Below are 13716 nucleotides of genomic sequence, written 5' to 3'. Positions count from 1 at the left end.
TGCTCTAAAATCGATCTTGACAAATGGCAAAACTAAGGTGAAACAGTGCCGACTCTTAAAGCCTCTCAATGGGGACTCGCTAAAATCAAGCAAGCCAGAAACGAAAAGGGGTGGAGTTGGAGTCTTGACGATGACGACACCTGCTTGCTTGAGGCTAGTCGAATACTGGAACCGGATAAACCGTGGTATACTGGGGGACCTTATGCCACTGGACTCTCCCAAGGAACATGGAAGCGGTTTTTAGCCGGAAGACAACCCATTAGCGCTCATGCCTTTAAAGCATATTGTCACGTTTTAGGACTCAACTGGGAAGAAATTGTCGATCAAGGCAAGACGACACCCTCCAATAGTCGTAGCCGTCAAGATTGGGGAGAAACCATTGACATCTCCATCTTTTACGGTCGCACGTCGGAACTCAAACAGCTAGACCAATGGATTGTCAAAGAACGCTGTCGTATCGTAGCACTCCTGGGAATGGGGGGAATCGGTAAAACCGCCCTGGCAGCGAAGGTAGCTGAACAGGTACAATCGTCCTTTGAATATGTGATCTGGCGATCGCTACGTCATGCTTCACCCTTGGGTGATCTCCTCACTGAGATCATCGACTTTTTATCGGAGGGTAAGGAACGAGAGTCACCAGATACCACTAACGGTCAAATTTCGCAACTGATGGACTACTGCCAACGCCATCGCTGTTTGTTGCTCCTCGATGATGTGGAAACTATCATGAGTAGTGGCAGGTTAGCCGGACATTATCGAGACGGGTATCAAGACTATGGGGAACTGATTCGGCGCATGGCTGAAGAACGCCATCAAAGTTGCTTACTGCTGATTAGTCGGGAAAAACCGATAGAAATTGCCTCATTAGCGGGTACAAAACTCCCGGTTCGAGAACTCAAACTCAAAGGCTTAAGTGCGGAGGATGCTAAACGCATTTTAGAAACGAAAGGATTTTCTTCCTTAAAGTCAAGTGCTGATGCCCTGATTCAGCTTTATCGCGGCAATCCGTTAGCCCTAAAAATCATGGCGACAACTATCCAAGAAATATTTGACGGAAATATTTCGGAATTTTTAGAGCAAAGTACATTAATTATTGGTGATATTCTACCGAATGTTTTTAATCAACAATTCCAACGTTTATCTCCTTTAGAACAGGAAATCATTTATTGGTTGGCACTGGAAAATCAGCCGCTTTCAATTTCGGAATTAAAAGAGGCAATGAAGTTTTCGGTGACATCCTTATCGAAACTCCTGGCAGCGTTGGAATCCCTCAAACGCCGATCTCTGTTGGAGAAAGAACCCAATGCCGAAGCTAATGAAGCGATTTTTACCATTCAGCCGGCTTTGTTGAAGTATGCCACCAATCAATTTATTGACCAGGTGTGTCAGCAAATTGCAACTGTTTGTCAAACCAAATCCGTAAGTCAACTGGGGCTACTCAGGAGTCATGCCCTAGTCAAAGAACAGGTATCCGATGATCTGAAGACGCTACAAATTCGCCTAATTCTTACTCGCGTCAGGGATCGATTGTATGTGTTAAAAGACACAGAGCGCCTAGATGATCAACTTAAAGCGATTCTTTCTATACTAGAAGGAACATCTGACCAAATGGTGGGATATGCACGACTTAACACGATCAACTTACTGGATGCGATTGAAGGCAGATTGTAAGCAGACCCTAGAGGTTTGGTATAAGTGGCGAAGCAAAAAGAGATAAGTGATACTGCGACGTAGCCAAGATTACTGTTTCTAACCCCCCTCATGATATACCCCAACCTGTTGCTTCAAAACCGTTATCGAGTCCTGCGAACACTCGGTAAAGGTGGGTTTAGTCAAACCTTTGAAGTCGATGATCAGGGAATTGCCAAAGTCCTGAAAGTTCTGAATCTGGATCGGTTTTACAGCTATGACGCTAAAGAAAAAGCTGTATCCTTGTTCCAGCGTGAAGCTATGGTCTTGAGTCGGCTTCAACATCCTGGTATTCCCAGAGTTAAGTCAGATGGCTATTTTGTCTGGTCGCAGGGGACAGACGTCTCCCTGCACTGCTTAATCATGGAGAAAATTGAGGGGATCACGTTGAAGCAGTGGCGATCCGGTCGCAAAAAACCTGTTCTCAGTCAAGACCAAGCGATCGCGTGGTTGAAACAATTGGTGGATATTTTAGAACAACTGCACCAACAAGAGCTAATCCATCGAGATATCAAACCCTCCAATATTATCCTGCGACCCAATGGACAACTGGCATTAATTGACTTTGGGGCGGTGCGCGAGATCACCGAAACCTACTTACAACGGCAAAAACAAGATGAAACAGGCACCGTGATTATCTCCAGTGGATATACACCACCGGAACAAATGGAGGGTAAAGCCGTAGCGCAATCAGATTTCTTTGCCCTAGGTCGCACCTTTGTCTATTTATTCACAGGCAAATCTCCCAACGATTTTGAGTCTCACCCCCGGACGGGTAAGTTGCAATGGCGAGAGAGTGCGTCGCAAGTTAGCAAAGAATTAGCCGATTTAATAGATTATCTCATGGCGACGTTTCCTGGTCAGCGACCGCAGACCCCAGCCATGATTCGCCGTTGTATTGAAGACATTATTGCGCCCAAGCCTGAGTTACCGCCACCAGCACCGATTCTGATCAAGACGCGATCGCCAAGTCAGTCCAAAGCCAAAGGACTGATGTCTCTAATTACTCAGTTATTGCCCATTTCCACCTCACCCAATCCCTGGGAAAAGGTGAAACTGCGTCGGACTCTTTCTGGACATACAGATGAGATTCGTGCCATTGCTATCAGTCCAGACGGTAAGACGTTAGTCAGTGGCAGTTATGACAAAAGCATTAAACTGTGGGCATTACGCCTCGGCAAACCTTTGCATAACTTAACTGGACATAGCCACCGTGTAACCTGTGTGGCAATTAGTCCAAATGGTCAGATTTTAGCCAGTGGCAGTTTTGATAAAACGATTAAACTGTGGTCACTTAGCACCGGAAAATTGATTAATACCTTAGTCAGTCGTGCGGATCGGGTGCGAGATATTGTATTTAGTCCCAATGGTCAGATATTAATTAGTAGCGGGGATTGGGAAATTAAACTTTGGGCAGTACGGACAGGCAAATTGCTGCGTATTTTAGCCGGAAATTCAGATTCAGCCCGACATATTGCCTTTAATCCGAATGGTCATAGTTGTGCCGTGGGCAGTTTAAATGGCACTCTAGAACTGTGGAATCCTCATAATGGTAAACCGTTAATGACGTTTACCAATCAGTCTACAAACATTACCTGTCTAGAATTTAGCCCAGATGGTCTGATGCTTGCCAGTGGTAGCAGTCGAGCAATCACCCTCTGGAATCCCCAAACCGGTAAATCAATACGGACGTTTGCACCAGAGTCTCCAGGTGTGACGGCTTTGGCATTTAGTCCCGATAGTCAAGTTCTCGCCAGTGGAAGTGGTGCGCTAATTGAACTATGGGATGTTCAAAATGGTCAACGATTAACCAAGTTGTCAGGGCATTCTCAACCCGTTCGTTCTTTAGCCTTTAGTCCCCATGGGGATATTCTTGTCAGTGCAGGGAGCGATCGCAAAATTAAGCTTTGGCAGTCAGTTTAACATTCTGTCCGGGCGATCGTTGTGTAGCTATAGGGTCAGGATTAAAGTGTCAAGGGCTGGAAAAATGTAAACTAGATAGACTGAAGTGGATGGAGGATGAAAAATTTTTCCAACGGCAGCCCAGGCATCGAAGTGTTACTTAGTTTGTTATGCTTTAACCAAGATGTACCAGCCTATTTTCCTTGTTCGCATTGATGAACGGACAGGCAATCTGTTTATTCTGGCTGGGGACGATATAGAAATATTAATTGACCCTGATGGTGAGTTAATTTATGACAATGCAACCTAATTTTCAGACAATGAGCAAAAAGGAATTACGCTCCTATTTGCTGGCTCATCGAGATGACGATAGGGCTTTCTATGCTTATGCAGATAGAGTCTATGACTCGGTAGCAACAGTAGAAGCAGCCATTTTTGAGTGGTTAAAGCGTCAGAATCCTCACCAGGACATTATCAAGGTTCCGGACAAGCGTTTAAAGTTTCTAATCACAGACAAGGACGAAAAACTCAAGAGTATAAAAGTCCATATAATGAATTCTTCGATAGCTAATTACAAAACCCTATTGGAAATAAAAATCAAAGATATTGCTAGTGATAGCAAGAAAGATGATTTTGATTGTTTCGTAGTTTTTGTTAGTGAAAATTGTAAAACTGCACTGAATTTAGAAAGAGACCTAACCGAATTACAGTCCAACAGTGTTACTAAATCTTCACGAGTCGTTGGATATGTTGACTCAGATGGAAAATTTAAGGAAATTTAAAACCTAGATTGCACATAAAATTGCTACTATCAGTTCAATTTATAGTTTGAATTATGGATATAAATATAGAGGCTGTTAAAAAGGCAATCAACATTGCTGATTTTAACCATACGGAGTTGCTGGAAATTGCCCTGACGCATCCTTCATATATCTATGAAGACCGCAACTTAAATTCGCAGCAAAAACACAAGCAGGAGTGTGATTACAGAAGACAGGCAATTCTGGGCGATGCAATTCTTAATGCTGTTGTAGTTGATTATTTACATGAAAATGACTCTACTCTAAATCAAGGTAAAATTACTGAATTAAAAAGTAACCTGGTGCGCCGGAAAAAAGCTTGTGAATTTGCATACAAGTTAAACTTAAGGAATATCTGTAGACTTGGAGGAAGTGAAAAAGATAAAGAGATAAGCAAACAAGTTGATCTATTTGGTGAGATGTTCGAGGCATTAGTAGGCGCGATATATCTGAATTTTGATCGCAACTTCTCTCCTGCCCGTGATTGGTTAGTTAATCACTTTATCAAACAGTCTGTGGATGAGCTGAAAGAACTTGGAGCAACCGACAAAGAATCATCCGAAGATAGTTCACAGACAGCTAGTACCGTAAACGCTGACGAAGCCACTTTATGGCAAAAGAAAGCAGAAGCTGATGCGCTAATAGCTAACAATGAGAAATTACAAGAACTTCTTACGTGGGTAAATAAAAAATCTCTTCAAACTGAACCTCATTACCAACCCGTAAAAGTCCGAGCATTTTACCTGGCTCTCATTTGGTTGCTTGGTCTTACATTTGCCCGTAAACTTGACCCTAATTGTTCACCTGGTAAAGCTCGTCGATTTTTCTCTTGCTTTAATCGTGCCTGTGACGTTGTTCTTGATATTGCCTTTTTTGATAACGCTAATACTGATCCAGCAAATGTTATTGTTTCTGTCTTTGCCCTTGACTTTGAGCCGGAATTGAAGCAAGCATTACAACAAATTCAAGCTGAACTGCGTGATATTGATAAAGAGAAAGATCGTTTTGAAGATTGGCGGCAAAATAATGGTCAAGACTGGGTGGATAAAATAAGAAAGATTTTAGGTCACGATTTACAGTTGAACGACGATCAACGGGATTTACTGAAGCAATATTATAATGCCAATAGATGTCTGGTGGAGGAGCTGAATAGCAATTCTAATGTAACTCGTCCGGTCAGAGAGGAAATTGAAAATACCTTGTTTTTACCAAAAGATGAGTAAAATAATACACAATGGCTATATCAATTGCTGTAGTCTCAATATTTGCCTGTCTTTAACCAACCAAATACCTGAGCAACAGTTAAATTTAATTCCAAATTGTTCAGTTGTATTTCACTGGTTTCACGAAAATCGAGATCCCTCAGCCGAAACCGTGGTGCAGATTGCTGAGGCACTTCATAGTCTCAATCCTGATGCAGCAGCAGAATTTATCCGATTGTACGTGGGTGATTTCCTCAAAAGTGATGAGGAAAGTTGAAGGGAAGTAAGCGATCGCCCCTTCTGTCTACCCTCTCCAAAGCCTGTCAAGTCAAGCGATAGCGTCGGTGAATCGCACCCAGGATTCAATACACCAGTTGAATTTAATCGGGTCTACTAAGACTACATCGAGTTTAGCAAGATGTAGTTATCCTATCCCAGAATTGGTGCGTTACGGCGCTAACTAATTTAATCCTCACAATTGACACTAAATCAACGCCTAACGCACCCTACTGGCGTGGCACAGCTAAAATAGTGGAATAGATTTATCGTTAAATCGGGCGCACGTCGGTGCGCCCCTACAATTCTAATCCACCAATTAAGGTGTGCCACGCCACTACGCTAACGCACTGCTGTTATTGCAGCAGATTGCAGGTAAATATAGATTTAATCCCCCAAGCGATCGCGGAAATAATTCAATTAACGTCTGGATTACATTAAAGCTGCAATCAAGTTTCTTAATCGGCGGTTCTCCAGTCGTTGCTACCTGACCCACGGCGGATTCTGGCACGTCCACCGCTACCAGAATTGTACCGCTGAGGCGGACATGATATAAGTTAGCCGACATGATTTGGTAAAAAATAACCTTCGTCAAACCATAAAGCCGCTTTAAGCAAGTTTGTATTTAATGGTTTGTTGGTCTAGATATTGACGTACCCCTTCACTCATCTGTAGCAGGTTGGGTTCGACTTTTTTGCTGAGGAAATCCTCAACCGCTGATGCAACCTTGTGTTTTAACAACGGTGGAACGCCCTGAATCCGCTTAGGATCAATTCTTATTTCGCCACGACTTTCAATTAACGTCTGACCATGATCATTCAAAAAGCGATTCTTGCCAGCGCAGTGAACAGCTTCAGTAAAGGCGTGAGTCTTGATACTCCATACCAGAGTAAAATCTGACTCATTCCAGGTGTTATATTCTGTCCACTTCAGCATATCTTTGCTCAACAGTGTTCTCACCGGGGCTGGAATATCACCACCACCGTGCCACTCGTTGACGGCGTGAATACATGCATTGTCTTGATGACGGGACTTCACCTCGATGCTCCGAACATTAGTCATATAGGGGATTAACTCCATTAACCTATCACGGTAGGTCGCAAAAACAATGGAACGAGAAAAGGGAATCTGGATATCAGTAGAGAGAATCATATATAGCTTTGTGGGTTAATTCTTCATAAATTGTAAGAGTCAGTGGCTAGAGCTAACCTCTCCTATAGGACTTATTTCCATGCGTCAGTCCAAAAACATCTCTGGGGTAATCGCGCAACTCACTGGGGGATGAAACTCGATGTGATTTAGCCAAGTGTGGCAATTCGAGGTTGGCTACCCCTAATCCTATTATTAAGACTTCATGAGGTCTTTATGAAGCTTTGATGAAGCTTGTGTGAAACCCTGGATAACTCTTGACACTCCCATCTAAAAATTTGTAGTCGTTAAGAGAGGAGGTTTAATTGTTCCTCGCATCACAACCCAGTCGCCAGTCAAAATGAGAGTGGAGAGACAGGCATAAGTCTTATCAGTCCCAGGAACACAAACCATCACTCAATCGAATCTACCCTGGTGAGTTATTATGCTTTTGGTTTTATTGATAACCTTAACAATCACCTTCGCAGCAGTTTGTGTGGTTGTTAACACGACAGAAGAAATCATCCAACTTGCCGCCGTGTTTATCGCCATGATTTGCCTGTTGGTTAGCCTGGTGCTTGCCCCTGTTTGGCTTAAGGTGTTAATTGTACTCGCACCAATGGTGATCAAAAAACTCGCGATCGCGGGTATCAGCTTCACACATTTATAAATCTGATGCCTTAGGCATAAGCCTGTTGGCAGAGAGGTTAAGTAGGTGGACACAATTAACGTGAACGGTGAAAAACTCGCGCAAGCGAGAAGTAAGCTACGTCCTTTGTCTGTAAGGGTTTGAGGCTTGTTGACAAAACAAGCGGTGGGCGTGCTTTTTTCTTTTGTCCGACTACTTACTATCTTTCAATCAGCAACTCCTCGGTATGCCTAAGTTTGAAGAGATTAGTCTAAGAGCTTATATATCTTCACTAAAAAAATAAATCATGGAAACTTTAAGATATATTTAAGACTCCAAAATATTTAATACTTTGCTTTAAAAATAGGATTATAAGATATTTCTGGAAACTTAACGATTATGGATAGATTCACAGCAAAATAAAATCACCATAAGGCTCAAAGATAATGTTAAGATTGAGCCACCAGGCTTTCTTGCTTTAGTCTCACGATTAAAACTCGTTTCCTTAAAATGGCTTTGGTGATTTTCGGCTAGTGACTTGGGAATAATAAACTCAAGCGGGCTGCTAATCCATTTAGTTTAATAGTTTGACAGATGCAATTTAAGAAATTAGCGCTGATCTTCATGACAGTTACCCTACTCGTAAGCTGTGTGCTGAGTATACTATCCGTGCGTTCGGAAAGTACAGATGCCAATCGTTCAGACCAAATCGCCAACAAAACCTCACCCCCTGTCATTCCACCCCCTCTGGAAACAGCGCTTGAGGAATTGCGTGTGATCCAAATCAAAATTGAAGGTGATATTCATCCCAAAGAATATGGTGAAGATATCAGTGATCTGACACCTATCGTCGAAAATGCCTACGGGGATGCTGAGATTCTAGCCACTGTTAAATCAGCGTTAGCCGGACACCAATTAGCGGTTCAATTCTGGGAGTGCGATCGCGTTTTTGGCTATGACGAACTTTTCCAATGCCGAGATAAAGTTCTCCAAGCCGTCTTCCAAAAATATCCTGATATCGCCGCCCAAGCCCAGGGAATCGTGGCTAGCGAAAATATCACTTACATTAGTGCAGAACTGGATGAAAATTCTGTGTTAGAGGCAATTTGGGAAAAGACAGGTATGGATACGAAAACGGCACTGCAAATGAGTAACCCAACGTCCTTGACTGCAGATAGTCACACTCAAAACTAATAAGCTGTCAGGCATTTAAATTTAAGTAGTCGGACACAATTAACGTTGAGTATGAGGACTAGAAAACAGGGAACAGTAAAGAATATCCTAACCAGCCTTGGTACTTCTATACTTCCCCAAAGCCAGGATTGCATTTTGCCCCCCAAACCCAAAACTCCAACATAATACCTGGCGAACCTTGTGCCGACGTGCTTGGGTCACCAAATCTAAATCAAACGCGGGTTTGCCCAATCCTACACAAGGCGGTAATATCTGATGCTTGAGTGCCATCAAACAAAACGCGACACCGATCGCGCCCGATGCACCTAAGGTATGACCCGTGGCTCCCTTGGTTGAACTTACCGCTACTCTATGGGTAAACAAATCATCCATTAACTGGGCTTCATTCTCGTCGTTTAATCGAGTCCCTGTGCCATGAGCGTGAATATAGTCAATCTCAGTGGAGGAAAGATGACTTCGAGCTAAACATTGCTGAATTGCGGTTATCGCACTCTTGCCACTTGACTTTGGCGTAGTAATATGGTATCCATCACAACTTAATCCCATGCCTAAGATTTGCCCATAAATTGGCACACCGCGACTTAAGGCTAATTCCGCTGACTCCAACACCAAAACCGCTGCCCCTTCACCCAACACTAAACCCTCTCGTCGTTGGTCAAAGGGATAAGCCCCTATTTTTGCCAAAGCCCCCATTTTGTCAAATCCTGCCAAGGTTAACCGGGTAATCGGGGCTTCCACTGCACCGACAACAACCCGTTGACATTGACCGATTTGGATCAGTTCAACCCCCCGTGCGATCGCCCAAATTCCCGTTGCACAAGCTGCCATGGGTGCCAACACAGGTGCCATCGAGCCAATTTGACGAGCCGTTGCGATCGCGGCTTGGTGTGGCAATGTTTCTAACCAAGTCTCTTGCTTCAGCCGGGAGGAATGGTGACTAGAGAATAGCTCCCCTACGCCACCACTTCCCTGCTCAAGAGCGGCTCTGATCAACTCTTCCCAAGACGCCTGACAGCCACGACTAGAGCCAACCACCACACCACAATTCGGCATCGGTGTCCGAAGATTGGCATCAGCCAGAGCATCGGCGACGACGACCTGAGTCAACGTCGTTAATGAACTTGGCACGGAATTGATTAGCGCCAAGGGTCGAACAGGTAGTTCTGGAAAGGGTTGATAAGAGCGAATCCCTGACTCACCATTAAGCAGTCGTTGCCAACTCTGTTCTAAACCCCCTAATGCTGAGATTAGACCAATTCCTGTAACAACAACCGAATGCAAACCCAAATTTTGACCTTTCAATTCCTGCGATTATTGAACCGAGGCTCTAGAAGGGCGGGTTTAGTGAAGTTATTGGTTGTCTCCAAAACGTTATCTGTAAAACCCGCCCCTACACATCTGCACCTCAGCTCCTTCAGTTCCCCTTGCCAAGATGCACTAGGGAGATTCTTCTGCTTCAGACTCAGGTCGTTTCAGATTTTCCAGTCCCTGGGTGACTTCGGCTGACTCGATGCGATCGCCCACTTGGATAGTATCTACCACATCCATGCCATTTTTAACATAGCCGAACACCGCATAACTTCCATCTAGAAAAGACAGATCCGATAGTGCGATATAAAACTGGGATGAGGCTGAATCTGGCATCGATGAGCGTGCCATCGCCACAGCACCACGAGTATGCTGCAACTCCGGAGGAGCAGAAATTCCAGCTTGCTCCAACGTTTTGCTATAGATGGGAGCCTCGGCATCCTTTGGCTTTATTTCTAAAGGAATATAACGAGGCTGCCCTGTTTTCGGGTCAGTAAAACTCCCGGTTCCCAGACGCTCTACCGGAACATTGGGGTCTTTCCCTTGGGGATCACCTCCCTGAACCACAAAGGGTTGGGGTTCACGCACGACTCGGTGAAATACTAAGCCGTCATAAAAACCCCGCTCGACCAGATCGACAAAATTCCCGGCTGTAATTGGGGCATTTGTGCCATCGACCTCAATGGTAATCGGAGAATCTTTAACCGTTAAAACAACGGTCGCTTTTCCCTCTAATTGGGGTAAGCTGCTAATTTGAGGATTAGTGACTTGAGCTACCGACGTTTCTGTTGTGGCTGCTGTTGAGGAATCTGTCGTGTTTTGGGATGCCACCTTGGACGAACTACAAGCTCCGAGACTTAAGCCAACAATCACTACCACAACCAGGAACCAGCGCCGGACGATTACTTGCATATTTATTAACCTACCTTCTTGTAGCTTACGCTACTTAATCATTCTGCCTTCTGCCTTAGAGTCTTCTGCCCTCTGCCTTTTCTCTACCAAAAAGGAAATAGTTAACCGGGATGTCCGATTACATGCCTTCTAGGGGGACAGCGAGGAAACGAGCCAGTTCTGCACCTTGGTTTTCCAGTTCCGATAGGGACAAAGGCTGTCCTACACGAGTGAGTGGAACCTCCCGGCGATCTTTGACGCGCAGGTAGAGAGTGCGGCTGGGATTAAGCCCTTCTTTGATCTCAACTTTAATCGATTGCACATCTTGAAGGCGACAGCTAAACTCGACCTGGCGGTTTTTGCCTGGAAAGCCCCAACGGAAAACTTTAACCATTCCGCTTTCCTTGTTGAACTCATTGTATCCACCGCCAACATCCCAGAGGATCACTAGCCAGAGGTAGAGGGCAAAGAGCAAGCCAGCAATCCCGTAAAAGCTCATAGCGATGCCTTGAGGGATAAACTGTAAACCTCTGGTATCACCCACAGGCAAGAGATCCCGTTGAAAATAACTGGAAAGTCCGGCTAAAAGAAATCCTGTACCACCGATTGAGGCGACTACCGCCCACCAGTAGTTGCTCAATCGCCGAGAGCCTAAAACAGATTGACGCAGTATTTTGTTCTCTTGTTGGGTTGGGGTGGCTGTCATACTATCCTGTTCCTTCACTCTCTACAATACGCTCCGCCTATTACTATGGTTATCCAAAACTTTAACTTTTTGAACTTAAGTAGGAACGGAGACCATAAACTCCCGCCACGCCTAAAAGCTCCAGGTTGTGTGCCGCGTTGTGGTCAGCATGGGCAAGGTAGCCACAATGAACACACCTAAACCTGTCACCTTTTCGGTTTCGTCTATCCCATCTGTTGCAGCTCGAGCAGAACTGCGAGGTTTTGAAGGGGTCTTTCACCACTAGCTGAATCCCCTCCTCCTCACACTTCCTTTCCAACAACTGCACCAAAGTTCTATACAGCCAATGGGACAGCCGCCTGTTAAACAGGCGAGAGAACGTCCCTCGTTTTCCCTGTTTAACCTTCTTCAAGTCCTCTATACTGAGAACTTTTATCGAAGACCAATCAACTTGCTTCAGGGCATGACCCAACCGAGATTTTATTTCGGCGTGGGTATGCTTTTGACGCTTTTTAAACCCCTGAATCCGTTGATAAATACTTTATTGTTCAAGGGTTCACCCCCCCAAGAGCCGCTTCGGTTATTTTATGTCATCTTAGCTTGACCCAATAGAAAATAATAGCAAATAAAGTCACGTACATTGGAGAATTATTTACAATGCCATTTTTGGTTCCGTCCTGGATAGGGTCACAGACTTGGGCTGAAAGCCAACAGGTAGCCGCTCATAAGTCTTAAGCCAACCGATGACCCCTCGTGCTGCTCAAGGGCAATTCTGAGTCAGATGTATCAATTTGTAAATTTTTCAGTGTCTACTATTATGGTATTCAAGCACTGAATCCCCTACTCTCCCTAGCGAAAATCGAGGATTCGTGTAAAAATATGATAGTTTAAGAAAAATTAAGTCCACGCCAGTTAAATTATAAGCTGGTAGCGCTAGGGTGCTTGACACACCCTGTATTCAGGCAAAGTTAGTCAAATCGGCTGACTTTCTCACAGTTAATTAAGGTACGCCGGGACTCGGCGAAACCCAAGCCGTGAAGGTTTGAAACGCCCAACCCTGAATTAACAGGGGTTAGGAGATAACACGATGCCCTTATGGCTTTGAGTCGTGTGCCTGGGAACCCGTTCAGCGGGATATATGGAACGAAATTTCCATAGAATCTCCCTTCTTCTAGAAGGGAGAGTGTCAAAAATTCCCAGTCTATCGCTGTGGAACTGTCAAGGGAAAAATCCTTGTAAACCCTTAATGTAAGAGGATTTGAAACGATGACCATAGCTGTCGGACGCGCTCCCAGCCAAAGAGGATGGTTTGACGCACTCGATGACTGGCTAAAGCGCGATCGCTTTGTATTCATCGGTTGGTCAGGTCTACTCCTGCTCCCCTGCGCCTACTTGGCGGTTGGAGCTTGGCTAACCGGTACAACTTTTGTTACCTCGTGGTATACCCACGGTTTAGCCTCTTCCTACTTGGAAGGCTGTAACTTCCTGACTGTGGCGGTTTCCACCCCCGCCGATACCTTCGGTCATTCCCTACTACTACTGTGGGGACCTGAAGCCCAAGGCGACTTCACCCGTTGGTGTCAAATCGGTGGGCTTTGGACATTTACCGCCCTGCACGGTGCATTTGGCTTAATTGGCTTTATGCTGCGGCAATTTGAAATTTCCCGCGTCGTGGGCATTCGTCCCTACAATGCCATTGCCTTCAGTGGACCGATCGCGGTATTTGTCAGCGTATTCTTGATGTATCCCTTGGGGCAATCCTCTTGGTTCTTTGCTCCGAGTTTTGGCGTCGCCGGTATCTTCCGCTTCTTGCTGTTCTTCCAAGGGTTCCACAACTGGACACTGAACCCCTTCCACATGATGGGAGTGGCAGGTATCTTAGGTGGAGCGCTGCTGTGTGCCATTCACGGTGCAACGGTAGAAAACACCTTGTTTGAAGACGGTGAAGGGTCAAACACCTTCCGGGCGTTTAACCCCACCCAAGCCGAAGAAACCTATTCGATGGTGACGGCG

15 protein-coding genes are annotated in these 13716 nt (G+C 44.9%); 9 read left to right on the top strand and 6 right to left on the bottom strand.

What is annotated here, in order from left to right; genetic code table 11:
- The first annotated feature begins 45 nt into the window (after positions 1–45).
- The 6 genes from RID53_RS02655 (at position 46) to RID53_RS02630 (ending at position 5870) form a co-directional block, all read left to right on the top strand.
- On the top strand, positions 46–1671 hold the full coding sequence (locus tag RID53_RS02655; RefSeq protein WP_446386645.1) for an NB-ARC domain-containing protein: 1626 nt from the start codon (positions 46–48) through the stop codon (positions 1669–1671).
- A 90-nt stretch (positions 1672–1761) separates the two neighbouring features.
- On the top strand, positions 1762–3612 hold the full coding sequence (locus tag RID53_RS02650; RefSeq protein ID WP_446386644.1) for a protein kinase domain-containing protein: 1851 nt from the start codon (positions 1762–1764) through the stop codon (positions 3610–3612).
- Between the two features lie 103 nt (positions 3613–3715).
- On the top strand, positions 3716–3901 hold the full coding sequence (locus tag RID53_RS02645) for a DUF6888 family protein (RefSeq protein ID WP_390435281.1): 186 nt from the start codon (positions 3716–3718) through the stop codon (positions 3899–3901).
- Positions 3885–4373 (top strand): DUF6887 family protein, encoded by a 489-nt coding sequence (locus RID53_RS02640; RefSeq protein WP_446386643.1) that lies wholly within the window; start codon positions 3885–3887, stop codon positions 4371–4373. The genes RID53_RS02645 and RID53_RS02640 overlap by 17 nt, the downstream gene beginning before the upstream one ends.
- A 53-nt stretch (positions 4374–4426) precedes the next feature.
- Positions 4427–5614: a ribonuclease III domain-containing protein gene (locus RID53_RS02635; protein WP_446386642.1), complete on the top strand. Its 1188-nt coding sequence runs from the start codon at positions 4427–4429 to the stop codon at positions 5612–5614.
- Positions 5607–5870, top strand: coding sequence for a hypothetical protein (locus tag RID53_RS02630; protein WP_446386641.1), 264 nt, complete (start codon positions 5607–5609; stop codon positions 5868–5870). The genes RID53_RS02635 and RID53_RS02630 overlap by 8 nt, the downstream gene beginning before the upstream one ends.
- A 336-nt stretch (positions 5871–6206) precedes the next feature.
- Here the strand turns inward: RID53_RS02630 and RID53_RS02625 are convergent, their stop codons facing one another.
- Together RID53_RS02625 and RID53_RS02620 are read right to left on the bottom strand one after the other, a co-directional pair.
- On the bottom strand, positions 6207–6437 hold the full coding sequence (locus tag RID53_RS02625; RefSeq protein ID WP_446386640.1) for a hypothetical protein: 231 nt from the start codon (positions 6435–6437) through the stop codon (positions 6207–6209).
- Between the two features lie 41 nt (positions 6438–6478).
- Positions 6479–7021: a hypothetical protein gene (locus RID53_RS02620; RefSeq protein WP_446386639.1), complete on the bottom strand. Its 543-nt coding sequence runs from the start codon at positions 7019–7021 to the stop codon at positions 6479–6481.
- Positions 7022–7493: 472 nt separating this feature from the next.
- Here RID53_RS02620 and RID53_RS02615 point away from each other — a divergent pair, with 472 nt between their 5' ends.
- Positions 7494–7667 carry a hypothetical protein gene (locus tag RID53_RS02615; protein ID WP_446386638.1) on the top strand — a complete coding sequence of 58 codons (174 nt, stop codon included), beginning with the start codon at positions 7494–7496 and terminating at the stop codon, positions 7665–7667.
- 552 nt (positions 7668–8219) lie between these two features.
- Entirely contained in the window at positions 8220–8819 is a 600-nt protein-coding gene (locus RID53_RS02610; RefSeq protein WP_446386637.1) for a hypothetical protein, read from the top strand.
- 87 nt (positions 8820–8906) lie between these two features.
- On the opposite strand, the gene RID53_RS02605 is transcribed toward RID53_RS02610, so the two are convergent.
- The 4 genes from RID53_RS02605 to RID53_RS02590 all read right to left on the bottom strand — a co-directional run bounded on the left by RID53_RS02605 (position 8907) and on the right by RID53_RS02590 (position 12115).
- Positions 8907–10121, bottom strand: a complete 1215-nt coding sequence (locus tag RID53_RS02605) for a beta-ketoacyl-ACP synthase (RefSeq protein ID WP_446386636.1) — start codon at positions 10119–10121, stop codon at positions 8907–8909.
- Positions 10122–10256: 135 nt separating this feature from the next.
- Positions 10257–11039: a peptidylprolyl isomerase gene (locus RID53_RS02600; RefSeq protein WP_446386635.1), complete on the bottom strand. Its 783-nt coding sequence runs from the start codon at positions 11037–11039 to the stop codon at positions 10257–10259.
- 118 nt (positions 11040–11157) lie between these two features.
- Positions 11158–11724 carry a photosystem I assembly protein Ycf4 gene (locus tag RID53_RS02595; RefSeq protein WP_446386634.1) on the bottom strand — a complete coding sequence of 189 codons (567 nt, stop codon included), beginning with the start codon at positions 11722–11724 and terminating at the stop codon, positions 11158–11160.
- 61 nt (positions 11725–11785) lie between these two features.
- Positions 11786–12115, bottom strand: coding sequence for a zinc ribbon domain-containing protein (locus RID53_RS02590; RefSeq protein WP_446386674.1), 330 nt, complete (start codon positions 12113–12115; stop codon positions 11786–11788).
- An 854-nt stretch (positions 12116–12969) separates the two neighbouring features.
- Here RID53_RS02590 and RID53_RS02585 point away from each other — a divergent pair.
- Positions 12970–13716 (top strand): photosystem II D2 protein (photosystem q(a) protein) (locus RID53_RS02585; protein WP_446386633.1); only part of this gene is annotated, 747 nt, incomplete at its 3' end.

It is taken from the genome of Coleofasciculus sp. B1-GNL1-01 (assembly GCF_040220235.1).
Taxonomy (GTDB): domain Bacteria; phylum Cyanobacteriota; class Cyanobacteriia; order Cyanobacteriales; family Coleofasciculaceae; genus Coleofasciculus.
The sequence above is the reverse complement of the archived record's forward strand: the minus strand, read 5'-3'. Positions and strand labels throughout refer to the sequence as shown.

What these genes read in the sequence shown, in the direction of transcription:
- RID53_RS02610 (WP_446386637.1), top strand. Translation starts at nt 8,220, where the DNA reads ATGCAATTTAAGAAATTAGCGCTGATCTTCATGACAGTTACCCTACTC.
- RID53_RS02635 (WP_446386642.1), top strand. Translation starts at nt 4,427, where the DNA reads ATGGATATAAATATAGAGGCTGTTAAAAAGGCAATCAACATTGCTGAT.
- RID53_RS02625 (WP_446386640.1), bottom strand. Translation starts at nt 6,437, where the DNA reads ATGTCGGCTAACTTATATCATGTCCGCCTCAGCGGTACAATTCTGGTA.
- RID53_RS02640 (WP_446386643.1), top strand. Translation starts at nt 3,885, where the DNA reads ATGACAATGCAACCTAATTTTCAGACAATGAGCAAAAAGGAATTACGC.
- RID53_RS02600 (WP_446386635.1), bottom strand. Translation starts at nt 11,039, where the DNA reads ATGCAAGTAATCGTCCGGCGCTGGTTCCTGGTTGTGGTAGTGATTGTT.
- RID53_RS02595 (WP_446386634.1), bottom strand. Translation starts at nt 11,724, where the DNA reads ATGACAGCCACCCCAACCCAACAAGAGAACAAAATACTGCGTCAATCT.
- RID53_RS02650 (WP_446386644.1), top strand. Translation starts at nt 1,762, where the DNA reads ATGATATACCCCAACCTGTTGCTTCAAAACCGTTATCGAGTCCTGCGA.
- RID53_RS02630 (WP_446386641.1), top strand. Translation starts at nt 5,607, where the DNA reads ATGAGTAAAATAATACACAATGGCTATATCAATTGCTGTAGTCTCAAT.
- RID53_RS02620 (WP_446386639.1), bottom strand. Translation starts at nt 7,021, where the DNA reads ATGATTCTCTCTACTGATATCCAGATTCCCTTTTCTCGTTCCATTGTT.